22 protein-coding genes are annotated in these 22,469 nt (G+C 73.7%); 11 read left to right on the top strand and 11 right to left on the bottom strand.

Going from position 1 to position 22,469, the window contains the following annotated elements; translation table 11 throughout:
- Window positions 1-242: 242 nt before the first annotated feature.
- Complete coding sequence (locus PV789_RS10420) at window positions 243-725, top strand: hypothetical protein (RefSeq protein WP_174547295.1); 483 nt, start codon at window positions 243-245, stop codon at window positions 723-725.
- Window positions 726-812: 87 nt separating this feature from the next.
- On the top strand, window positions 813-1,385 hold the full coding sequence (locus tag PV789_RS10425) for a suppressor of fused domain protein (protein WP_274977207.1): 573 nt from the start codon (window positions 813-815) through the stop codon (window positions 1,383-1,385).
- 41 nt (window positions 1,386-1,426) lie between these two features.
- Here the strand turns inward: PV789_RS10425 and PV789_RS10430 are convergent, their stop codons facing one another.
- Both PV789_RS10430 and PV789_RS10435 read right to left on the bottom strand, forming a co-directional pair.
- On the bottom strand, window positions 1,427-3,082 hold the full coding sequence (locus PV789_RS10430) for a glycoside hydrolase family 10-like protein (RefSeq protein ID WP_498049156.1): 1,656 nt from the start codon (window positions 3,080-3,082) through the stop codon (window positions 1,427-1,429).
- A gap of 308 nt (window positions 3,083-3,390) precedes the next feature.
- Window positions 3,391-4,434, bottom strand: coding sequence for a LacI family DNA-binding transcriptional regulator (locus PV789_RS10435; protein ID WP_274977208.1), 1,044 nt, complete (start codon window positions 4,432-4,434; stop codon window positions 3,391-3,393).
- A 436-nt stretch (window positions 4,435-4,870) separates the two neighbouring features.
- On the opposite strand from PV789_RS10435, the gene manD reads away from it, so the two are divergent.
- On the top strand, window positions 4,871-6,085 hold the full coding sequence (manD, locus tag PV789_RS10440) for a D-mannonate dehydratase ManD (protein ID WP_274977209.1): 1,215 nt from the start codon (window positions 4,871-4,873) through the stop codon (window positions 6,083-6,085).
- 338 nt (window positions 6,086-6,423) lie between these two features.
- Here the strand turns inward: manD and aztD are convergent, their stop codons facing one another.
- The 4 genes from aztD to aztB form a co-directional block, all read right to left on the bottom strand.
- The gene (gene aztD / locus PV789_RS10445; protein WP_274977210.1) at window positions 6,424-7,626 is read right to left on the bottom strand and encodes a zinc metallochaperone AztD; all 1,203 of its coding nucleotides are present in this window, start codon (window positions 7,624-7,626) and stop codon (window positions 6,424-6,426) included.
- A gap of 79 nt (window positions 7,627-7,705) precedes the next feature.
- A complete protein-coding gene (gene aztC, locus PV789_RS10450) occupies window positions 7,706-8,671 on the bottom strand; it encodes a zinc ABC transporter substrate-binding protein AztC (protein WP_274977211.1) in 966 nt (321 codons plus the stop codon).
- Complete coding sequence (locus PV789_RS10455; RefSeq protein WP_274977212.1) at window positions 8,665-9,864, bottom strand: ABC transporter; 1,200 nt, start codon at window positions 9,862-9,864, stop codon at window positions 8,665-8,667. Before PV789_RS10455 ends, aztC begins: the two co-directional genes overlap by 7 nt.
- The gene (gene aztB / locus PV789_RS10460; RefSeq protein WP_274977213.1) at window positions 9,854-10,750 is read right to left on the bottom strand and encodes a zinc ABC transporter permease AztB; all 897 of its coding nucleotides are present in this window, start codon (window positions 10,748-10,750) and stop codon (window positions 9,854-9,856) included. The genes PV789_RS10455 and aztB overlap by 11 nt, the downstream gene beginning before the upstream one ends.
- A gap of 63 nt (window positions 10,751-10,813) precedes the next feature.
- On the opposite strand from aztB, the gene aztA reads away from it, so the two are divergent.
- From aztA to PV789_RS10485, 5 genes are all read left to right on the top strand, one after another.
- Entirely contained in the window at window positions 10,814-11,503 is a 690-nt protein-coding gene (gene aztA / locus PV789_RS10465) for a zinc ABC transporter ATP-binding protein AztA (RefSeq protein WP_274977214.1), read from the top strand.
- 215 nt (window positions 11,504-11,718) lie between these two features.
- Window positions 11,719-12,996 carry an MFS transporter gene (locus PV789_RS10470; protein WP_274977215.1) on the top strand — a complete coding sequence of 426 codons (1,278 nt, stop codon included), beginning with the start codon at window positions 11,719-11,721 and terminating at the stop codon, window positions 12,994-12,996.
- 230 nt (window positions 12,997-13,226) lie between these two features.
- Window positions 13,227-14,594 (top strand): L-lactate MFS transporter, encoded by a 1,368-nt coding sequence (locus PV789_RS10475; RefSeq protein WP_274977216.1) that lies wholly within the window; start codon window positions 13,227-13,229, stop codon window positions 14,592-14,594.
- Window positions 14,595-14,678: 84 nt separating this feature from the next.
- Entirely contained in the window at window positions 14,679-14,807 is a 129-nt protein-coding gene (locus PV789_RS10480; protein WP_019610327.1) for an MFS transporter small subunit, read from the top strand.
- A gap of 188 nt (window positions 14,808-14,995) precedes the next feature.
- Window positions 14,996-15,556 carry a hypothetical protein gene (locus PV789_RS10485; RefSeq protein ID WP_274977217.1) on the top strand — a complete coding sequence of 187 codons (561 nt, stop codon included), beginning with the start codon at window positions 14,996-14,998 and terminating at the stop codon, window positions 15,554-15,556.
- Window positions 15,557-15,615: 59 nt separating this feature from the next.
- On the opposite strand, the gene PV789_RS10490 is transcribed toward PV789_RS10485, so the two are convergent.
- Window positions 15,616-17,091 carry a potassium/proton antiporter gene (locus PV789_RS10490; RefSeq protein WP_274977218.1) on the bottom strand — a complete coding sequence of 492 codons (1,476 nt, stop codon included), beginning with the start codon at window positions 17,089-17,091 and terminating at the stop codon, window positions 15,616-15,618.
- Between the two features lie 46 nt (window positions 17,092-17,137).
- Here PV789_RS10490 and PV789_RS10495 point away from each other — a divergent pair, with 46 nt between their 5' ends.
- Window positions 17,138-17,962, top strand: a complete 825-nt coding sequence (locus PV789_RS10495; protein ID WP_274977219.1) for a universal stress protein — start codon at window positions 17,138-17,140, stop codon at window positions 17,960-17,962.
- Window positions 17,963-18,063: 101 nt separating this feature from the next.
- On the opposite strand, the gene PV789_RS10500 is transcribed toward PV789_RS10495, so the two are convergent.
- From PV789_RS10500 to PV789_RS10515, 4 genes are all read right to left on the bottom strand, one after another.
- Window positions 18,064-18,543: an SRPBCC family protein gene (locus PV789_RS10500; protein WP_274977220.1), complete on the bottom strand. Its 480-nt coding sequence runs from the start codon at window positions 18,541-18,543 to the stop codon at window positions 18,064-18,066.
- Window positions 18,540-18,869 carry an ArsR/SmtB family transcription factor gene (locus tag PV789_RS10505; protein WP_212640584.1) on the bottom strand — a complete coding sequence of 110 codons (330 nt, stop codon included), beginning with the start codon at window positions 18,867-18,869 and terminating at the stop codon, window positions 18,540-18,542. Before PV789_RS10505 ends, PV789_RS10500 begins: the two co-directional genes overlap by 4 nt.
- A gap of 126 nt (window positions 18,870-18,995) precedes the next feature.
- Window positions 18,996-20,219: an MFS transporter gene (locus tag PV789_RS10510; protein ID WP_274977221.1), complete on the bottom strand. Its 1,224-nt coding sequence runs from the start codon at window positions 20,217-20,219 to the stop codon at window positions 18,996-18,998.
- A gap of 216 nt (window positions 20,220-20,435) precedes the next feature.
- Window positions 20,436-21,032, bottom strand: a complete 597-nt coding sequence (locus PV789_RS10515) for a TetR/AcrR family transcriptional regulator (RefSeq protein ID WP_274977222.1) — start codon at window positions 21,030-21,032, stop codon at window positions 20,436-20,438.
- A 156-nt stretch (window positions 21,033-21,188) separates the two neighbouring features.
- On the opposite strand from PV789_RS10515, the gene PV789_RS10520 reads away from it, so the two are divergent.
- Together PV789_RS10520 and PV789_RS10525 are read left to right on the top strand one after the other, a co-directional pair.
- Window positions 21,189-21,554 (top strand): VOC family protein, encoded by a 366-nt coding sequence (locus tag PV789_RS10520; protein ID WP_274977223.1) that lies wholly within the window; start codon window positions 21,189-21,191, stop codon window positions 21,552-21,554.
- Between the two features lie 146 nt (window positions 21,555-21,700).
- Window positions 21,701-22,432 carry a phosphoribosyltransferase gene (locus tag PV789_RS10525; RefSeq protein WP_274977224.1) on the top strand — a complete coding sequence of 244 codons (732 nt, stop codon included), beginning with the start codon at window positions 21,701-21,703 and terminating at the stop codon, window positions 22,430-22,432.
- Window positions 22,433-22,469: the final 37 nt, after the last annotated feature.

A 22,469-nucleotide genomic window follows, 5' to 3' on the forward strand; every position in this document is an offset into this window, starting at 1 on the left:
GACGGGTCCTCGCCTACCCCGGACGGCCCCGGGGTATGCGGGCGGGGCTCCCGGTGCCCGGCGGCCCGCACGTGCTCTGTGGCGTGGTCTTCCGGCCGGACCCCGGACCGGGCCCGGGGAAACCCCGGGCTAGTGTTCCCGTCAGACGGGGTCTGCGGCGCATCCGCACCGCTTCCGGCCGTCCGGGCGCCCGCCGCCGCGGCGGCCGGGCCCCGCGCTCCACAGAGAGAGGCGGACCGCCGTTGCGCGACACGGTACGAGTACCCCCGTGGCTGAGGACGACCCTGTGGGCGACGCGGTGGCTGATCGCGCTCGTGGTCCACTTCGCGGTCCTGGTGGCCCTGCTGATGGCGTGGGGGACGGTCTTCCCGAACCTGCACTACGGGACCATGGTGCTGACCATGAGCTCCGGGATCGTCTACGCGCCCTTCCACCTCCTGGCCCTGGTCGTACCGCTGTGCACGGCGGGCGAGTACATGGCCGACACGCGCGGCGGCAACCGGGTGGGGTGGTCGCTGCTGCTGGCGGTGGTGCCGCTGCTCCTCGGGACCGTGGTCCTGCACCTCCTCGTGCCCCTGGTGTGGGTGGTCTACATCATGTACTTCGCTTCCGGGATGCTGTTCAGCGTGACGGCCGTCTACTCGGCTCTGCCCAACCGCTCCGGCCGGGACGTGAAGGAGCGGGCGGAGGCAGCCGACGCCCGTGACGGCGTCGGGACGCCGTAGTCTGTCCGTTCCAGATGTCCGTATATCGGGCGCCTCGGGAGGGCCATGCCCCCCGGCGGCCGAAGGCACAGCGAGGGGTCGGGTTCGTTGACGACCGGGGAGGACGCGCGGGTCCGCGCGCTCGAACGCCATGTCCGGGAGTTCTGGCAGGGCCACGTCGTGGAGCCCGCCACCTGGGAGGAGGGGCCCATCCTCGACCGGGTCCCGGGCTTCGCCACCTACCGGGTGGCGCCCCGGAACGCGGGCGAGGGCTGGACCTACGTGACGGTCGGCTCGTCCGTCCACGAGGCGGAGGGCGGCACCGAGTTCTTCCTCATGTCGCCGACCGCGGAGCAGGAGCACGCCGAGACCCTGGCCATGGTCAGCCACCTGCACTCCTTCGAGGAGTACCGGCTCGGCGTCGGCTCGGTGATCGACGTGGGCCGCCCGTGGACGCGGGGCTCGCGCATGGACCACCTGCTGGTGAGCCTGCCCTACCCCCACGGGCCCGCGCTGGAGTGGGCGTCCGCCGAGGCCGGGGGAGCGAGGTTCCTGTGGCTGCTCCCCGTGCACCGGAGCGAGGCCGCCTTCGTCGCGGCCGAGTCGCTCGACGCCTTCGAGGAGGTCCTGGAGGCGGAGGGCGTCAACGTGCTGGACGCCGACCGGGCCCCGCTGGTGTGAGCCGACCCGGTCCGGTGTGAGCCGACCCCCGCCCGCCGGGGTCAGCCGCGCGGGTCGGCGATCCCGCCGACCGGGCCCTCCACGCGGTAGTCGTCCAGCGCGGTGACCACGTACGCGGAACCGGACTCCTCGCCGCCCTCCTCGGCCTTCGCGGCGTCCTCGGCGGTGTGGCCGGAGTCCTCCAGCGAGGTCCCGCCGGTCACGCCCACGAGGTTGTCGGACGAGAGCACCTCGCAGTACTCCTCCGGACCGCCCGAGTCCGCCCGCGCGGCCTCCTGCGCGTCCAGGCGGTAGACGGCGTAGAAGCGCGCGTCCTCCACCCGCTCCCACTCCACCGAGGTGTGCTCGTCCGCGACCTCGGCGGTCACGTCGTCCACCGGCCCCGCCAGGGACTCGCCCCCGCGGTCCCCTCCGGCCAGGGGCGGCAGGGCGGGGTCGCCGTAGTGCTCGTCGGCCAGGTGCGCGTAGGCCTCCTCGGCCACGCCTGTCAGGGACTTGAAGGAGAAGTAGACGTCGCCGTCGACCTCGGGGTGGTCGGAGGAGTAGTCCAGCTGGGTGCTCAGCGCGTCCTCGCCGGTCCAGTTGCGGTCACCGACCCGGTACGCGCCCTGGCCGATGTACAGGTCCACGTCCGTGCCCTCGACCTGCTCGGCCCACCACGGCAGCAGCTCCTCGTAGTCGGCGGCGTCGAAGCCCCGCTCCCAGTACAGCTGCGGGACGACGTAGTCGACCATCCCCTCCCGGATCCAGGCGCGGGTGTCGGCGTGCTGGGCCCCGTAGGACTCCAGGCCCGAGGTGTCGGACCCGGCGGGGTCGTTCTCGGCGTTGCGCCAGATGCCGAACGGGGAGATGCCGAAGCGCACCCAGGGCTTGGCCTCCTCGATGCGCTCGTGCACGCCGCTGACGAAGTCGTTGACGTTGTCGCGCCGCCAGTCCTCGCGGTCGTCGAAGCCCTCGCCGTGCTCCTCCCAGGAGGCGTCGTCGTCGAACTCCTCGCCGTCCTTGGGGTAGGGGTAGAAGAAGTCGTCGAAGTGCACGCCGTCGATGTCGTAGCGCTCCACCACGTCCATGATCACGCGGGTCACCCACTCCTGGACCTCGGGCATGCCCGGGTCGAGGAAGCCCTCGCCGCCGTAGCGCACCAGCCAGTCGGGGTGCTCCCTGACCGGGTGGTCCTCGGCCAGCTCCTCGATGTCGGAGTCCATGCCGACCCGGTAGGGGTTGAACCAGGCGTGCAGCTCCAGGCCGCGCTCGTGCGCCTCGGCCACCGCGTACTCCAGCGGGTCGTAGCCGGGGTCGCCGCCCTGCTCGCCGGTGAGGTACTTCGACCACGGCTCCAGGTCCGACTCGTAGACGGCGTCGGCGGTGGGCCGCACGTGCAGGAACACGGTGTTCAGGCCGAGGTCCACCGCCTCGTCCAGGCGTTGGTCCATCTCCGCCTTCTGGTCCTCGGCGGACAGGCCCGGCTCTGAGGGCCAGTCGATGTTGCCGACCGTGGTCAGCCACGCCCCGCGCATCTGCCGTTTGTCCTGGGCGGCCTCGCATCCGGCCGCGCCGGGGCCGGGGAAGGAACCGGAAGGGGAGTGGGCGGCGCCGACGAGGGCGTATCCGGAGATCATGAGCCCCGACGCGGCGGCCGCGGCCACCCACCGGGAGCGCCAGCGCGGCGAGAGGCCGGCTCGTCGTCCAGGGGTCAAGGAAACTCCTCTGAGCTGCGTTGACATCCGTTTGACGTCACGTCGGGCATCAGAGTAGGCGAAGAAGTAACTTTTTGGACAACATGGGCGGTTTTGGTGGTTTGAATCTCATCTGCCTGGGAAAAGCAACCTCCCGCCGCCGAAGGCGGCACGCGGCCCGGTCCGTCCGCCGGAACCGCCGGGAGAAAGGCCCTTCCGCCGCGGACCGGAACCGCCCGTCCCCGGACACGCCTCCGACGGGGACGAGCGCGCTGGCCAGGCGCGGTCGAGGGAGCCCAGGGACGGGCGGGGGTTCGCGTCGTCCGCGTTCAGGCCCCGGGCGGCGCCGTGGACTCGCGCACCACGAGCCCGGGAGGGGCGATCGCGGGCACGTCGGCCGGGGCCCCGTCCAGCGCGGCCACGAGCGTCAGCGCGGCGGCCCGCCCGAGCCCCACCAGGTCGTGGCCGACCGTGGTCAGGCGCGGCTGCACGAGCGCGCCCAGGGGCAGGCCGTCGTGGCCGACGACGGACAGGTCCCGGGGCACCTCAAGCCCCCGCCTGCGCGCGGCGCTGATCCCGGCGATCGCCATCATGTCGTTGGCGAACAGGATCGCGGTGGGACGCTCGGCCGCCGACAGCGCCTCGTCGGTGGCCGCCGCCGCCCCCTCGGTGGTGAAGTCGGGGACCGTCAGCACGACGGCGGACAGCCCGTGCCGCCGCACCTGCTCCTCCACGATCCGGCGGCGGAACCCGGTGTGCACGCGGTCCTCGGGGCCGCACACGTAGGCCACCCGCCGGTGCCCCAGCGAGGCCAGGTGCCGGACCGCCTCGACCAGCCCCCGCTCCTGGTCGGGGGCGAGCACCGAGGCGACCGGGTCGTCGCGCCAGGGCATGCCGATCAGCACCGAGGGGAGCCCGAGCCGCCGCAGCAGGTCGAACCGGGGGTCGCGGACCAGGCTCTCGGTGAGGATGACGCCGTCCACCCGGCGCTCCTCGGCCAGGCGCCGGTAGGCGCGCCGTTCGGCGTCCTCCTCCTCGCCCACGATGTGCAGCAGCAGGCCGTAGTCCAGGGGGGCGAGTTCGCGCTCGATGCCCGAGATCAGCACGCCGAAGTGCGGGTCGTAGGACAGCAGGTCGGGGGAGCGGCGCGAGACCATGCCGATGGCCCGGGTGCGCGCCCCGCGCAGCGCCACGGCCGCGGCCGAGGGCGACCACTGGAGCTTGTCCACCGCGTCCAGGACCCGCCGCCGGGTGGGTTCGGCGATGCGGCCCTTGTTGTTGACCACCTTCGACACGGCCGAGACCGACACCCCCGCCAGCGCGGCGACGTCGGAGATCGTGGGGCGGCCGGTGGATCCGCGGACGGCCGTCATGGCGCCCTCCGGCCGGACGGGGCGCCGGGGGTCTGCTCGCGCACCAGTGCCGCTCCCTTCGCTGTGGCGGACCCGCCGCGTTCGCTCCGCCGTTCCCGGGTGTGGTGGTGCGGGCGGGGCCGGGGCGCGGACAGGCTACCAGTGGGTGTGTGGAGGGCTCCCCGACGCGTACCGGAGAGCCCCTGGGAAAACGATGAACCCGAACGTTTCGGCGGACCCTACCGCAGTGAGAGCGGTTTATCCAGGTCTCGACACCCGCATGGGAAAACGATATACCTACCACGTCAGGCACAGCGCGGGGAGTCGGCGCAAGCGCGGCGCGACTCCGCCGGGCTCACCATGGCCCCGGGCCGCGGGGGCGCGCCACCGTCCGGCCGCCCCCGCGGCCCGGTTACGCCGGGTGTCGCGGTACACCCCCACCCACGAGGAAGCACCCATGAGGATCACCTCCGCCGACGTCATCGTGACGTGCCCGGGACGCAACTACGTCACCCTCAAGATCACCACCGAGGACGGGACCACCGGCCTCGGCGACGCCACCCTGAACGGCCGCGAACTCTCCGTCGCCTCCTACCTGCGCGACCACGTCTGCCCGCTGCTCGTGGGCCGCGACTCCGGCCGCATCAACGACATCTGGCAGTACCTGTACCGCGGCGCCTACTGGCGGCGAGGCCCCGTCACCATGACCGCGATCGCCGCCGTGGACTGCGCCCTGTGGGACATCCTCGGCAAGCAGGTCGGCAAGCCCGTCCACCAGCTGCTCGGCGGCGCCGCGCGCGACGGGGTCATGGTCTACGGACACGCCAGCGGTCAGTCCGTGGACGACCTCCTGGACTCGGTCGGCGGCTTCCTGGAGCAGGGGTACCGGGCGGTGCGCGTGCAGGCCGCCGTCCCGGGCCTGGAGAGCACCTACGGGCTGCACCACCCCGGCACCGGCCACACCTACGAACCCGCCGACGCGGCGGTGCCCACCGACAACGTCTGGCACACCCCCGCCTACCTGGACTTCGCGCCCGAGATGATGAAGGCGGTCCGGGACAGGTTCGGCTACGGCTTCCACCTGCTGCACGACGTGCACCACCGGCTCTCCCCGCTGGAGGCCGCCCAGCTGGGTAAGTCGCTGGAGCCCTACCGCATGTTCTGGATCGAGGACCCCACCCCGGCCGAGGACCAGGAGGCGTTCCGCACGATCCGCCAGCACACCACGACCCCGCTGGCGGTGGGGGAGGTCTTCAACACGATCTGGGACTGCCAGCACCTGATCACCGAGCGGCTCATCGACTACATCCGCATGTCGGTCTCGCACAGCGGGGGCATCACGCACCTGCGCCGTGTCTTCGACCTGGCCGACCTGTACGGGGTGCGCACCGGCTCGCACGGCGCGGGCGACCTGTCGCCGGTGTCGTTCGCCGCGGCCCTGCACCTGGACCTGACCGTGCCCAACTTCGGCATCCAGGAGTACATGGGGCACCTGGAGCCCGCCGGCGAGGTGTTCCGGACCTCCTACACCTTCGCGGACGGTTACATGCACCCGGGCGACGCCCCGGGTCTGGGGGTGGAGATCGACGAGGAGGCCGCGGCCCGCTACCCCTACGAGACCCGGTACCTGCCGGTCAACCGCAGGCTCGACGGCTCGATGCACGACTGGTGAGGCGCCCGCTCCGGACCGGCGGGACCCGGTCCCGTTCCTGGGACCGGCCTCAGCTCGCGGGGGGTTCGGTTCGGGCGCGCGGGTGCCCGGCAGCCGTCTGCCGAGGGTTCGCGGCGGTGCGCCGGAGCGCGTTCCGGTACCGGAACGCACGTCGGGGCGGGCACGCGGGGGACGCGCGCCCGCCCCGACGGGGGTGTCTGGACTCTGTTTCCCGAACCGGCCTCAGCTTGTGGGGGTTCGGTTCGTGCGCCCGAACACAAGGAGGACCGCGCCGCAGGCGTCCGTTGAGGCTGGTGGCGGGCGACGGGTGGGACGCAGCGAAGCGCAGGTCCGGAAAGCTAGGACGCCACGCCGCTGAGCTCGTTGGGCTCGGCGTCCAGGGTCACCGAGGCGGTGACCTCACCGGACTCCAGGTCCAGGGCGTGGACCTGCTTCGTGGCGGGGTCGCTCACGTAGGCGGTGGCGCCGCGCACGAACAGGGCCGGGCGGGGCTGCTGCCACTCCAGCGGCTCCCGCCACTCGTCCATGACCTCGATGCTGTCCACGACCTCGCCCGCCTCGGGGTCGATCACGTGCAGGCCGCCGTCGGTGCCCAGGACCAGGGCCTCCCCCTCCGGGCCGCGGCCCAGGGAGCGGAAGGTGTAGCTGGCGGGCAGGTCGACCAGGGTCAGTTCTGCGGCGGCGGTGTCCACGAGCGCGACCCGCTCGGGGCGCTCCAGCTCGGCGTCGGGGTCGGTCTTGTAGTCGCCCAGCACGATCGGCGACTCCTCGCTCCCGGCCTGGTTGCCGATGCGCCCGTACTCGTCGGGGCTGTCCACCTTGGTGAACTCGCCGTCCTGGTAGACGAGGACGCCGTCCTCGCAGCCGATGACGACGGCCTCGCCCTCGGCCGTGGTCTCGCCGTGCACGCCCGGGCACTCCTCGCTTCGGGCGACCTCCTCGCCGGAGGCGTCCAGGACGACGGCGCCGACCCGCTCCTCCTCGTCGCCCAGGGTCAGCAGCATCTCGCCGCTGGCCAGCTCCACGGCCACGCCGTGGTGGGCCTCCTCCGCGCTGCTCACGTCGGTCTCGGGCAGGCCGTCGCCCAGGGAGTCGGTGTCGAAGGCGGTGATCTCGCCGCTGCCGTCGGCGAACAGGACGGTCCTGCCCGCGTGCCGGACGACGTGGCCCGGGGTGTCGGCGGGGAAGAGGGTGTCGGTCAGCTCCGCGCCGGCCGCGTCCAGGACCTGGAAGCCCTCGGAGGTGGAGACCAGCACGTGCCGGTCGTCGCCCGCCGGGTTGATCCGGTTGAACCCCTCCAGGGCGATGTCCTGGACGACCTCCAGGGTCTGGCCGTCCAGGACGTACAGGCCGCCGTCGTAGGTGGTGACGACCGGGTTCTCCACCACGGCCTGCGCGGCGGCCTGCTCCTCGCCGCCCTGCTCCCGGCCGGTGTCCTCTCCGGTGCCGCAGGCGGTCAGCAGCAGTCCCGCGGACAGCAGCACGGGCAGTGCCGCCCGCGCCGGGAACCGCGTCGTCGCGTCGTTCGTCGGGGTGTTCACGTTTCTCTCTTTCGGGGTGGAAGGGTCCGCTGCGGGCGGGGGGAGGGGCCGCCGCGGTCGTGCCGGGACTGTGGCCCGGTCACTCGCCACGCAGTCCGGTGGCGATGGCCTCGGTGTTGGAGCGCATCATCTCCAGGTAGGTGGCCGCGCCCCCGCCCTCCTCGCTCAGCGACTCGGAGAAGAGGGGTACGACCTCGATGTGCACGCCCGCCTCCTCCGCCATGGCCGTGGCCAAGCGGTCGGGCTGGGAGGAGTCGGCGAAGACGGCCTCGACGCCCGCCGCGCTCACGGCGTCGGCCAGGGACTTGAGGTCGGAGCTGCTGGGCGAGGCCAGGGTGGTGCCGCTGGGGATCACGGCGCCCACGACCTCGAACCCGTAGCGTTCGGCGAGGTAGCCGAACACGTGGTGGTTGGTCACGAGGTTGCGGTTCTGCTCCGGGATCGCCGCGAACTCCTCGGCCATCCACGCGTCCAGCTCCTCCAGTTGCGCGGTGTAGGCCTCGGCGTTGGCGCGCACGGCCTCGGCGTCCACGCCGTCCACCTCGGCGACCACGTGTTCGGCGATCAGCTCGACCGCCCGGACGACCCGCCGGGGATCGGTCCAGAAGTGGGGGTCGGGCTCGCCCTCGTCCTCGTTGTCCGCGGCGTCCCCGCCGGGGGAGAAGGCCAGGGGGTCGACCTGTGCGCCGACCTCCAGGGCGGGTATTCCGGCCTCCTCGGCGGCGGCGACGTTGCGCAGCACGCCCTCCTCCAGGCCGAGCCCGTTGTAGACCACGAGCGCCGCGTTCTCCACGAGCGCGGCCTCGCGCGCGGAGATGCCGAAGGAGTGCGGGTCGGCGTTGGGCTTCATCAGGACGGTGACCTCGGCCTCCTCGCCCACGACCTCCCGCGTGAGGTCGCCCAGGATGTTGGTGGTCACCACGATCCCCTCGCCCCCGTCCTCCGAAGGGGAGCAGGAGGCCGTGCCGAGGAGGGCGGCCCCGGCCAGGGCGGCGGCGGTCGCGGCGCGCAGGAGCGCCTTCGGGTCCGTCACGGCGGTCACCATCCCGTCTCGACCATGAGGTGCGGCGCGATGCCCGGGTCGAGGGTGCGCGCCACGCGCAGGTCGTCGTTGTAGTCGATCTCGTGCACCACGCCGCGCCCGGTGTCGTTGACGTAGGCGCGGCTGGTGTCCGCTCGGATGACGGGGGCGTGCGCGGTGCCGGTGCCGTCGAGCAGGTCGGCGGAGGCCAGTTCCCCACCCGAGGCCGGGTCCAGGGAGTGCAGGGTCCCGTCGCCGGTCAGGGCCAGGACGGGGGCGCCCTCGCCGACGGCCGTCGCGGTCACGGCGTCCTCCAGCTCCAGCGCGGTCCACCCGGGTTCGGCCAGGTCCAGGACCCACAGGTCGCCGCCGGTCGAGACCGAGGCCAGGGTCGCCGAACCGGGGCGGTGCCCGAACTCCTCGACCCGCTCCTCCGATCCCTCGGGGTAGTCCACCAAGTCGCCGGAGAGCTCCCCGTCCTCCTCGGTGACGTGCAGGGTGCCCTCGGCGCAGCCGATGACCGCTCCGCGCCGGGTGAGGGCCTGGCCGAGGGGGTCGGTGCAGGTCGCGTCGAGCGTGGCGACGGGGGAACCCTCCCGGTCGTACACCTCGACCGCGCCTTCGGAGCCGCCCCCGGCCACCAGGAGGTGCTCGGCGTAGGGCAGGACCACCGAGGCGCCGTCGGGCGGGGCCGCGGCCTCCTCGACCGACCCCTCCTCCAGAGCGGCCCGGTCGAGCACGGCGGCGCCGTCCGTCGAGGTCAGCGCGGTTAGGGCCGTGTCGGAGGCGACCCGGCCCGCGGCCAGGCCCTCCACCGTGCCCGCGAGCCCGACGCCGGTCCGGTAGTAGTGCTTGTGGTCCCCGTGGTCGACGGTCCACGCCCCGCTGTCCACCACGGTGGTCATCCGGTGGTCGGATGAGTACAGGTACGCGAAGCGCCCGTCCCCGGCGATGCCGTCGAGGCCCTCCACGGGGTCGAGTTCCGTCGTCTCCTCGGTGATCAGGTCGAGCACCCGGACGTCTCCGCTGTCGGGGTCGGCGACCACGAGGCGGGACTGGGGCTCGGCGGTCTCCTCGGCGCCCTCGACGTAACCGTGCGGGACCTCCTCCTCCGGCTGCTGCTCCGCGCCGTCCTGCGCGGCGCCGCAGCCGGTCAGCAGGACGAGGGCGGACAGTCCGGCCGCGCCCAGCGCGCCGGTGCGGTGTTCACGCCTCATGTGTCATCGGCCTCTCCATCTGTACGGGGTGGTCGGGGGTGGTGTCGGGGGTCGGGTCGGGGGAGCCGCGCCCGCGGGAGCGCACGGCCGCCGCGAGCGCGGAGGCGAAGAAGAACGCGGTGGCCGTGGCGGCGATCGTGGCCCCGGCCGCCGTCTCCCAGTGCCAGGAGGCGAGCAGGCCGAGGAAGGTCGCGGCGCTGCCCAGCACGGCCGCGCCGAGCATGATCGCGGGCACGCTGCGCGCCCACAGGGCCGCGGCCGCCGGGGGCGCGATGAGCAGCCCGAACACCAGCAGCGTGCCGACCACGTGGAACGAGGCGACCACGGCCAGGGTGACCAGGCCGAGCAGGACGCCGTGGGCGGCCCGGGGCGCCAGCCCCAGGGTGGCGGCCTTGCGCGGGTCGAAGGCCAGGGCGAGGAACGCCCGGTGCCCCGCGACGGCGACGACTAGGGCCGCGGCCAGAGCCAGGCCCAGGTGGACCAGGTCCTGTTCGCGCACCGCCAGGACGTCCCCGAACAGGAAGCCCGTGAGGTCGACCGCGAAGGAGGACGAGTGCGAGACCAGGATCACGCCGAGTGAGAGCATCCCGACGAAGAGCAGCCCGATGCTCGTGTCCTGGGACAGCCGGGACGAGCGGCCCAGCGCGGTGACGCCCGCGGCCATCGCCCCGGCGGCCAGGGCCGCGCCCAGCATGAGGTTCTGGCCCAGCAGGGACGCCAGGGCCACCCCGGGCAGCATTCCGTGCGACATCGCGTCGCCGAGGAAGGCCATGCCGCGCAGCACCACCCAGGTCCCGGCGACGGCGCAGATGAGGGAGACCAGGATGCCTCCCCACAGCGCACGCTGCACGAACACGACCCCGAACGGGTCGAACAGAGCTTCCATAGTGGGACACTGTATAACGATAACCATTGTCATTTGCACATCGGGGTGAGCGTGAGGAGCGGGATGAACCGTCTGGAACTGGACGGCGTGTACGCCGGATACGGGCGCGAGGACGTCCTGCGGGGCGTCGACGCGGCGGTCCCGGAGGGCGCGGTCACGGCGCTCGTGGGGCCCAACGGGTCGGGAAAGTCCACGCTGCTCGGCCTCATGGCGGGCACGGTCGCGGTCCGCCGGGGCGGGGTCCGGGCCTCGCGTCCGGGCCGCCCCGCCTTCGTGGTCCAGCGCAGCGCCGTCCCCGACGCCCTGCCGGTCACGGTGCGCGAGGCCGTCGCGATGGGGCGGTGGGCCCACCGGGGGTTCTGGCGGCCGCTGACCCGGCGCGACCGCGCCGTGGTCGCGGAGTGCCTGGACCGCCTGGACGTCGCCGACCTGGCCGACCGCCGCCTGGGGGAGCTGTCGGGCGGTCAGCGCCAGCGGGTGCTCATCGCCCAGGGCCTGGCGCAGGAGGCGGACCTGCTCCTGCTGGACGAGCCCTCGGCCGGGCTGGACCACCGTGCGCGCGAGTACGTGCGCCGCGTCCTGGAACGGGCCCGCGCCGACGGGGTCACCGTCGTGCACGCCACCCACGCCCCCGACGAGGCCTTCGGCGCCGACCACTGCCTGGTGCTGGCTGGCGGGCGGATCGCGGCCTCGGGACCGCCGGAGGAGGCCGCGCGGGCCTGGGAGGGGGCGCGGGGCGCCGGATTCCGTTAGGGGGACCGGCGGGACGCAGCCTGGCAGCGGCGGGAAGGCGTGATCCCGGGCCAAGGGGAGCGGCACCGGGCCCGATGGCGCGGCCGTGGCCGGGGAGTGCGCGGTGCGGAGCCGCGAGGACGCGACCGGGTGCGGGGGGAGGACGCCGCCGGGGCGGAGAGGCCGCCGTGCGGGGCGGTGGACTCCGCGGACGGCGCCTTCCCTAGGCTGGCCGGATGCTCGTACGGAACCGCTGGGCCGTCCTCTCGGTCAGCATGGTGGCGCAGGTGGCCAGTGTGTCGGCGATGTTCGGCGTGCCCGTCGTGCTGCCGCAGCTCCGGGAGGCCTTCGGCGTCACCACGGCGCAGGCCGGGATGCTGGCCGGACTTCCCTCGCTCGGCCTGCTGCTCACGCTCCTGGTGTGGGGCCTGGTGATCGACCGGTTCGGGGAGCGGCCGACGATGGCGCTGAGCCTGGTGCTCACGGCGTGCGCGCTCGGTTCGCTCTGGGCGGTCTCGGGGCTGTGGGGGGCCGTCGCGGTCCTGCTGCTGGTGGGCGCGGTCGGCGGCCCGGTCAACGCGGCGAGCGGGCGGCTGGTGCTGTCCTGGTTCTCCGAGCGCGAACGCGGCCTGGCCATGGGCGTCCGCCAGTCGGCGCTGCCCCTGGGCGTGGGCCTCTCCGCCCTGGCGCTGCCCTGGGCCGCCGATGCCTGGGGGTTCGTCGGCGCGATGACCCTCCCGGCGGTGCTCGCGCTCCTGGCGGTCCCGTTCGTGCTGGCGATGCCCGCCTCCGCCCCCGGGCGGCCCCCGGCGGGGGAGGCGGCCCACGCCTCCGCGTGCGCGGACACCGCCGACGACGCCGCGCGCCCCGCGGCCGGAGAGACCGGTGAGAACAGCGAGGTCAGCGAGGCCGCTGTGCGCCCCGCGGCCGGATCGCCCTACCGGCACGGGCACATCTGGCGGGTGCACGGGGTGAGCATGCTGCTCGGCGTCCCGCAGATCGCGCTGATGACCTACGCCGTCATCTACCTGGTGCAGGAACAGGGGTGGAGCCCGCCCGCCGCGGGTGCGGTCGTCGCGGTGGCGCAGGTGCCCGGGGCGGCCGGGCGGCTGCTGCTGGGCGTCTGGTCCGACCGGACCGGGGACCGGATGCGCCCGGTGCGGTGGCTGGCGGCGGTCTCGGGGGTCTGCCTGGTGCTGCTCGCGGCGCTGCCGGGGGTCTGGGGGTGGACGGCCGTGCCGCTGCTCCTGGCCTGCCTGGTCCTGACGATGTGGCACAACGGCCTGACCTTCACCGCCGTCGCCGAGACGGCGGGGACCTCCTGGGCGGGGCGGGCGCTGGCCGCGCAGAACTGGCTCCAGGCGGTCAGTACGACCCTGACGCCGGTGCTCATGGCGGCGGTGATCACCCTCGCGGGCCTGCCCTTCGTCTTCGCGGTGAGCGCGCTCTTCTCAGCCGCGGCCCTCGCAGTGGTCCCGGTGACGCGGAGGAGCCGAGAGAAATGGGGTATTTGACCGGTTTGTGGGTACTGAGGTCTTGATCACGAAGCCCTCATCACATAAGTTCGCTTCCGGCACAGACGTTCGACATTCGCACGATCACTCTTCGTGAGGATGCTGCTCCCGAAAGGGTGGAACACCCCGCCCAGCCCGGTTCCCGGCGAACCCGGAATGATCCCGGACCGGCAGGAGCGGCCCCGGCGTCCGCGCCCCCACCGCGACAAGCAGAACACGAAGCGGGATCCATGACGCGCACCAGTCCCCTGACCTCGTTCCTCGACTACGAGAGGAGCATCGCGCCACCCGGCTACAGCCGGTGGCTCATCCCGCCCGCCGCCCTGGCGGTACACCTGTCCATCGGCCAGGTGTACGCGTTCAGCGTCTTCCGCAACCCGTTGGTCGAGCGGTTCGACACGTCGCTGACCGCGATCGGGGTCATCTTCAGCATCGCCATCGTCATGCTCGGCCTGTCGGCCGCGTTCGGCGGCAAATGGGTGGAGCGCAACGGCCCGCGCAAGGCGATGTTCGTCTCCGGCCTGTTCTGGTCCGGCGGGTTCGCGGTCGCCGCGCTCGGCGTGGCGACCGGCCAGCTCTGGCTGGTCTACCTCGGCTACGGCGTCCTCGGCGGGCTCGGCCTGGGCATCGGCTACATCTCGCCGGTCTCCACCCTCATCAAGTGGTTCCCCGACCGGCCCGGCCTGGCCACGGGCATCGCGATCATGGGCTTCGGCGGCGGCGCGCTCATCGCCTCGCCGCTGTCCTCCGAACTCCTGCGGCGCTACGCCGACACCCCCGCGGACGCCATCGCCCCCGCGTTCCTCACGCTGGGCGCGGTCTACTTCGTGATCATGATGCTGGGCGCCTTCACCGTGCGCGTCCCCCCGGCCGGCTGGCGGCCCGGGGGTGCCGCGGCCGAGGAGCCGAAGGGCGCCTCCGCCAGCACGCCACCGGCCCTGGCGGGGGTGTCGGTGGAGACCGCCGTGCGCACCCCGCAGTTCTGGCTCCTGTGGACCGTGCTCTTCTGCAACGTCACCGCGGGCATCGGAATCCTGGAGCAGGCCTCGCCCATGGTGCAGGAGTTCTTCACCGGGGTCGGCCCGGCCGAGGCGGCGGGCTACGTCGGCTTCCTCTCCCTGTGCAACATGCTCGGGCGGCTCGTGTGGTCCTCGGCCTCCGACGCGATCGGCCGCAAGCGCGTCTACATCGGCTACCTCGGCCTGGGCGGGCTCCTCTACCTGCTGATCGCCATCGCCGGAACCAGCTCGATCGTGCTGTTCGTGGCGCTGACCGGCGTCATCCTGTCCTTCTACGGCGGCGGCTTCTCCACGGTGCCCGCCTACCTGAAGGACCTGTTCGGCACCTTCAACGTGGGCGCCATCCACGGCAGGCTCCTCACCGCCTGGTCGCTGGCCGGGGTCGCCGGGCCGATGATCGTCAACGTCATCGCCGACGCCCAGCTGGCCGCCGGACGCGACGGGGCCGAGCTCTACGGGCTCTCCCTCTACGTCATGGTCGGCGTCATGGCCGTGGGCTTCCTCGCGAACATGCTGGTCCGGCCCCTGCCCGAGCGGGTCCACCAGCGCGACCGGGAACGCGTCGCCGGGCGCAGCTGAGCCCGAAACCGGGGGCGGGACCGCCACGGGTGCCGCCTCCGGAACCCAACACACGCCTCACCGGTCACCGAGGAAGGGCCACACATGTCAGGCAACCGGACCACCAACGCCTCCACCGTCACCGCGATCCTGCTGTGGGTGATCGTGCTCGCCGCCCTGGCCTACGGGGTGGCGCAGACCGCCGTGGACGCCGCGGCGCTCTTCGCCTCCTGAGGGTCGGCTCCGCCCTAGCCCGCCAGGCGGTACGCCGCCGCGCCGGCCGCCCCCCGCTCCCCCCCCGCGGGGAGCGGTGGGCGGCCGGCGTTTCGCACGCTCCCCTCCGGGAATCCCGGCCGTGTGCCCGCGGGCGACGACGGGTCCTGCGGCCGACCGGCCGCCAGTGGAGAGCGGGGGAGTGGAGCGTGGACCGGCCCGAGGGGTCAGCGGAGGACGGACCGCAGCGGGAGGAGACGCCTCGCGAGCGGACGAGGCGCCGTGCCGTCGGCCTCGGGTTCGTCCTGGGTGTCCTCGCCGGGGCGGTAGCGCTGATCCTCGGCCTGAACGCGGCGGGAGCACCGCGGCAGGCCTCCTGGATCGCTACGCCGCTCCTGGCCGCCGTGCTGTGCCGGGCCGTCCCCCGCAGGTGGGTGCTCCAGGCGATCATCCCCGCCGCCTGCGCCGTTCTGCTGATGATGCCGGTGGCCGTGGTCGTGCAGCAGTTCGTCGACTGGCTGCCCTTCTACTCGGTTCTGGTCTCAGCCATCCCCGGAATCGCTGTCGCGATCCCGGTGTGGCGCCGAACGCGCGCAGACGCGGCCGACGCCACACCGGTCGGGAACCCGCTCCAGGAGGCGCACCGCCGGGACGGAGGGGAGCCCTGGCTTCCCGACCGTCGCCGGGGCGCGGAGAATCCGCTGATCCTCGGACGCCTGCGCCGTTACCTCGACGGCCCCGGGAACGCCTCCCGGGGCGGCCCGTCCTGACCCGGGGAGCGGCCGGACCCGGCTCCCCGGCACCCGCCCCGGGCCGGTTCAGGGCTTCGCTATCCGGCCCCGCCCGTGTTCTCGCCCTTGGCCCAGGCGGTGACCAGCCTCTGGGCGTCGGGGCGGCGCGGCATGGCCACGATGAGCAGGTCGTTCTCACGGACCCGGGTGTGTGCCGAGGGCACCAGCACCCGCTTGCCCCGCACGATCGTGGTGACCAGGCCGTGCGGCGGTTCCAGCTCCCCGAGCAGCCTGCCCACGATGTACAGCCCCGGCGCCGCGCGCACCTCGATCAGCTCGGTGCCCAGGTCGCTGATGGGCACGTCCGCCACCACGGGTTCGAGCGAGTGCCCGCCCCGGGTCAGCCCCAGCAGGCCCGCGGCGGTGCGGATGCTGGTGCCCTGCACCGCCGCGGAGACCAGCACGACGAAGAAGACGATGTTGAAGATCAGGGCGCCGTCGGGGTACCCGGCCACGAACGGGAACGTGGCCAGCACGATCGGCACGGCACCGCGCAGCCCCACCCAGCTGACGAAGGCGATCTCCCGCCACGTGTAGTCGAACCACACCAGGCACAGCGCCACCGTCGCCGGTCGGGCCACCAGCACCAGGACCGCGCTGACGGCCAGCCCCGAGAGCGCCACCCCCGGCAGGTCGGAGGGGAAGACCAGCATCCCCAGCAGCAGGAACAGCCCCACCTCGGCGGTGTTGGACAGCCCCTCGTGGAAGGTCCGGATGCCCCGCCGGTGCAGGGGTGCGCGGGCGCCCACGACCAGCCCCGTGACGTAGACCGCCAGGAAGCCGGAGGCGCCCGCCAGCGCCGCTGCGCCGTAGGAGACCCCGGCCACGCCCAGCGCCAGCACCGGGTAGACCCCCGCCGGTCCCAGGTTGATGCGGGTCAGCAGCCAGCTTCCGGCCAGTCCCGCCGCAGCGCCCACGACCAGGCCCCCGACCAGCTGCATGAGGGCGAACAGCGCCCACTCGGCCGGGGACGGCGTGTCCTGCCAGGTGGCGATGAGGCCGATGGTGAGCAGGATGGCGATCGGGTCGTTGGCGCCGGACTCCACCTCCAGCAGGGACGCGACCTTGCGGGGCAGCGGGGCCCTCCGTAGCATGGCGAACACTGCGGCGGCGTCGGTGGAGGCCACGACCGCGCCGATGAGCAGGGCGGTCAGGGGGCGCACGTCCAGCAGCAGGTACGTGCCCGCCGCCAGGACCAGCGCCGTGCCCGCCACGGCCGCGGTGGCCAGCGCGAACCCGGGGGCGGCGGCGCGCCTCAGGTCCCCGGGCTTGGTCGTCAGGCCGCCCTCGAAGAGGATGAGGATCAGCCCGACGGCTCCGCCGATCTGGGCGACCTCGGGGTTGTCCAGCCGGATCAGCCCGAGCCCGTCGTCGGCGATGAGCATGCCCAGCGCCAGGAACAACAGCAGGCCGGGCAGCCGGATGCGGTTGGCGAAGCCCGAGGCCAGGATGGCCGCCACCAGCAGGAGTCCGGCCGCCAGGATCCACCCGTCGGCGGGCAGGTGTACTGTCATGGTCCCCCGTCGTCGGCTCTAGGACGCGGTGGAGGGGGGAGTGCCGATGGCCGCCGGTGGTGAGGACGGCACCGCACGGGCCCCCGCCCGCGCCATCACCCGGTTCCTGGTGCCCCTGGACGGCACCGCCGGTGCGGCGGCCGCCCTGGGCCCGGCGCTGCGCGCCGCCCGCGTCCTGCGGGTCCCCCTGGAACTGCTGACCGTGCGCGACCGCGTGAACCGCGCCTGGGTCGAGGACGTCGACGCCGTCGCGGCGGGCCTGGACTACGACCGCGTCGAGGTCTCCATGGTCGGCTCCGGCTGGCCGGGGGACGTGATCGTCGACGCGGTCGCCGAGCAGACCGGAACGGTCGTGTGCATGGCCACCCACGACCGGGACCGGTTCTCACGCCTGGTGGCGGGCAGCGTCACCGGACACGTGCTGCGCCAGGCGGCCGCCCCGGTGCTCATGATAGGTCCCGGGTACCTGTGTGACGGGGGAGGCGGGGCCGGTGGCCGTGCCCTCGTGTGCCTGGACGGCGGTTCCCGCGACGCCGACACGCTCGCCCTGGGGCGGGGGTGGGCCCGCCAGCTCGGACTGGAGGTGGAACTGGTGCACGTGGCCTCGCCCGGCGGGGCGGCCGTGGCCGGGGCGCGGCTGTCGGGGGCCGCGCGGAGGCTGGAGGCGGACGGCCTGGCGGTGCGCACGACCGTGCTGACCGGCGCCGACCCCGCGGGCGACATCACCGGGCTGCTCCACCGCCGCCCCGGCGCCCTGGCGGTGCTCGCCAGCCGCGCCCGGGTGGGGATTCCCAAGCTCGTCCTGGGCAGCGTCAGCTCGCGGATCCTCGCGGCCAGCCCCCGCCCCGTCCTCCTCACGCGCTCGTCCTGAGGTCGCCCTCCCCGACGCGGTGACCGGAAACGCCGCCCGCGCGGCGCGGGGCACCCGGCCCCGGAGCGCGCGGGGGCCGGCGTCCCCGCGCGGCCGGTGCGTCAGTCGGCGGCCAGGGTCTGGCGGTAGTGCGCGATGAGCGCCTCGTCGGGACCGGCCTGCGCCGGTTCGGCGCGTCCGTCCAGCACGGCGGCGAGCGTGCGCAGGCACACGTCCCACCCGGCCGCGGTGTTGGCCGTCCAGGCCGGGTCGGCGACGGTGTTGGACAGGCGCAGCACGCACCCGTCGCCGTCCTCCTCCAGGGTCCAGCGCAGGTCCTCGCCGTCCCAGTGGAAGGCCAGGACGTGCGGCGGCGCGAACTCGGTGATCGGCGCGGTCTCCGGTTCCTCTCCGGGGAAGGTGAGCGTGAGCGCGCCGCCCTCGCGCGCGTCGATCGCCACCCGGCAGGGGAACCACCGGCTGAGCGCCTCGTCGGTGGTCAGCGCGGCCCAGACCGTCGGCAGCGGGTGCGGGTAGCGGCGGGTGAAGCGCAGTACGGGAGCGCCGGACGTGCTCGCCTCGACGCGGACCTCGGTGCTCATGGCTGCTGCCCCTCCTGTGGGTGCGTGGAGTCCAGGTACTCGCCCAGTTCGTCCAACCGGTCCGTCCAGAACGCCCGGTAGGGGCGCAGCCAGTCGTCCAGGTCGCGCAGCGCCTCGGCCCGCAGGCGGTAGCGCCGCCCCTGCCGCTCGGCGGTCTCGGAGACCAGTCCGGCGGTGCGGAGCACGCGCAGGTGCTTGGAGACGTTGGGCTGGCTCATGTCCAGCCCGGCGACCAGGTCCTTGACGAGCAGGCCCTCGCTGCGGCGCAGCGCGTCCAGGATGCGGCGCCTGCTGGGTTCGGCCAGTACGGCGAACAGATCGGGCATGTGTTGAGTATGTCTAGTTGGTTATATAACTGTCAAGGCATGGAAGGGGGTGTGTGTTTCCCGCTCCCCGGAGGGGCGATCTCCGGGGAGCGGGCTGGTCCGCCCGTGCGGGGCGCCCGGCGGGGATCAGGCGTCCGCGGGGTGCGTGATCCGGTCTCCCTTCGCCGGACCCGGTGCGGGCGGGACGTACAGGTCGGTGGCCTCGTGGCCCACCCTGCGCGCGGTCAGGGCCGCGGGCACCATGGCCAGCAGCGCGAGCAGGGCCAGGCCGACGCCGACCCACAGCGGTGCGCGCAGGCCGAAGGCGCCGATGCCCATGCCGCCGATCCAGGAGCCGACGACCACGCCCATGGTGATGAACGAGGAGTGGACGGTGTTGACCAGGGCGCGCGCGTTCCCGGCGCGCTGGACGCGGGTGATCATCGCGGGGTTCAACGTGATGCCCACCAGGCCGATGCCCGCCATCGCCAGCAGGGCGGGGACCGGCAGGTCCGCGAAGAGCGCGAAGACGCCCAGGAAGACCGTGTTGAGCGCCAGACCGGCCACGATGACGGTCACGGTGTGGGACATGGCCAGGCGGCCGACCACGATGTTGCCGATGACCGTGGCCCCGCCGTAGCCCAGGAGCAGCAGCGGCACGATGTCGCGGGAGAACCCGGTGACCTCGGTGAGGATCGGTGTGAAGTAGGAGAACGCCGCGAAGGTGGCGCCGATGATGAGCGTGGAGGTGGCCATGACGGTCCACAGGCGCGGGCGGCGGAACACCTCCAGTTCGGAGCGCAGGGCCCCGGCCTCCTCGGCCCTCTCCAGGCGTGGCAGGGCGAGCGCGGTGGCCGCGGCCACGACCACGGTCAGCGCGCCGACGGCGGCGAAGGCGGCGCGCCAGCCGAACTGGCCGCCGATGAGCGTGGACAGCGGCAGTCCGAGCAGGGTGCCCACCATGAGGCCTTGGAGGGCCGCACCGGTGGCGCGCCCGCGCAGGTGCGGCGCGGTGACCTGCGCGACCGCCGACAGGGCGACGCCGAAGAAGGCTCCGGCGGCCGCTCCGGTGACCACGCGGGCCACGAGCATGGGCCAGTAGGAGGTGGACAGGGCGGCCAGCGCGTTGCCGACGAAAAAGACGGCGAAGAGCACCATCAGGGCGTGGTTCGTGCGCAGACGGAGGACCGACAGGGTCGCCAGCGGACCGCCGAGTGCCATCGCCAGTGCGAACGCGGTGATGAGGTAGCCGATCTGCGGGATGGTGGCCCCCAGGTCCTCCGACATCTGCGGCATGAGTCCACCGACGAGCAGTTCGCTGGTGACCATGGCGAAGATGCCGAGCGCCATGAGGTAGACGGATGCGGGCATGGGTTTCCCTTCCAATTTTTGGATCGATCAGACCAAAATAAGAGCGCGCGGAGCGGCGTGTGAAGAGGTGTACGGCGAACGCGCGGCAGCACCGGTGCCGGGGCGCGGGGGTCGCGCGGGCACACGGGGCCGGGGGCCGTCAGGTCGGAGGTGGATCGGGAGACGGGGGCGGGGGTGCGGGTGGAGGGAAGGGCGGGAAGGGTGGGGGAGCGCGGGTCAGGGGCGGAGCGCCTCGATCCCGGTGGAGGCGATGCCCTCCAGCACCGCCCTCCCGGCGCCCGACTGGGCCGCGACCCTCATTCCGGAGATGAGCGAGGCCACGTACCAGGCCAGGTCACCGGGGTCGCGGTCGGCGGCGACCGAGCCGTCGAGCTGGCCGTCCATGACGGTCAGACGCAGTGAGGACAGGCGTTTGTGCAGGTCGGCTTCCACCACCTGGGCGACTTCCGGGTTGCGCGAGGCGATCGTGGTGATGGTGTTGACGGTGAAGCAGCCCGCTCCGCGGCCGCTCTCCCGGTTGGCCGCCTCGTCGGCCACGATCACGGCGAGCAGCGCCCCGATCCGGTCCAGCCCGCTGCCCTGCGCGGAGTCCAGCACGGTTCCCTGACGCGCGGTCATGGTGGTGACGTAGTGGGAGAGCGCCCGGCGGAACAGGTGCTCCTTGGAGTGGAAGGTGTTGTAGAGGCTGCTGCGGGTCAGTCCGGTCGCCTGGCACAGGTCGGCCGTGGAGGTCCCGTCGAAGCCCTTGGACCGGAACTCCTCGTAGGCGGCCCGGATCACGTGCTCCTCGTCGAACTGGCGTGGTCTTCCCATGCTCCAGACGGTACCACTTTATGGACTGATCGTCACAAAAAATCGAAGGCGGAACCAGGGTGCCGACCGGCGCCGCGGGGTCTCCCGGAGTCGCGGGTCCGCGTCGTAGGGTGGCCGTGGGCCGCCCCCCCCCCGCCCTACCGAGGGGACCGCCACGTGCGCCTGGTCTGGGTACTCGACACCAACGACCTCCACGCCGCCGCCGACTTCTGGTGCGCCGTGCTGGGCTTCGAGCGCGAGGAGGGCCAGCACCCGGTCTACCTCGCCCTGAAGGACCCGGGCGGGCGCTGGCCCGACCTGCTCCTCCAGAAGGTGCCCGAGCCCCGCTCCGGCAAGAACCGGATGCACCCGGACCTGGTCGTCCACGACCTGGACGCGGAGGTCGAGCGGGTACGCGCGCTGGGCGCGCAGGTGCTGCGCCCGGCCTACGAGGAGGACGGGCACCTGCTGGCGGTCCTGGCCGACCCCGAGGGCAACGAGTTCTGCGTGGTCGAGCGCCTCGACGGCACCCTGGGCGGGTAGCGCCGAACCGGTCCCGGAGGGCCCGCCCGGTCCATGTGTGCGCCGAGGGCCCCGGGGTAGCGCTCACCACACGGCCCGCGCGCGCCGCCGAGCCGCGCGGACGCGGGCCGTCGCGCCACGGGATCCAGACGACGCGACCGGGTGAGGTGGCACACGTGTTTCGGGACCGGCGAGAGGCGGGCGAGCGGCTCGCCCGCGCGGTGGCGGAGCGGGCGGGACCGCGCCCGCGCGTGCTGGCCCTGCCCCGGGGCGGCGTCCCCGTGGCCGAGCCCGTCGCCGAGGCCCTCGGCGTACCGCTGGACATCGTGGTCGCGCGCAAGATCCCCGCCCCCGGGAGCCCGGAGACGGCGATCGGCGCGACCACGGCCGAGGGCCCCGCGCTGTTCGACCAGAGGGCACTGGACCTGCTGGGCATCCCCGATGGGCGCCTGGCCGACATGGTCGGGGCACAGCGGGCCGAGGCGCGGCGCAGGCTGCTGGCCTACCGCGGGGAGGACCCCGAACCCGAGACCGCCGGATACGACGTCGTGGTGGTCGACGACGGCCTGGCCACCGGACTGAGCGCCCGGGCGGCGCTGACCTCGGTGCTCGCCCGGCGCCCCGCGTCCCTGACGCTGGCCGTCCCCGTGGGCGCGCCCGAAGCCGTCCGCGCGCTCTCCGACGTCTGCGACCGGATCGTCTGCCTGGAGACGCCGCCGGACTTCGGCGCGGTCAGCCTCTGGTACGAGAGGTTCGCGCAGGTCACCGATGACGAGGTGCGCGGCCTGCTGGCGAGGTCTCCCAGGGGGCCCGGCGACTCCGGCGGTTCCCGCCGCCCCGGCACCGGCGACTCCGCGGGCCCCGGCGGTCCCGGCGGCGGCCCTCCCGGCCGCCCCTGACAGCCACCGGCCGCCGTGCACGCGGCGGACGACACCG

This window comes from Nocardiopsis camelliae (assembly GCF_028993595.1).
In the GTDB taxonomy this organism is placed as follows: domain Bacteria; phylum Actinomycetota; class Actinomycetes; order Streptosporangiales; family Streptosporangiaceae; genus Nocardiopsis; species Nocardiopsis dassonvillei.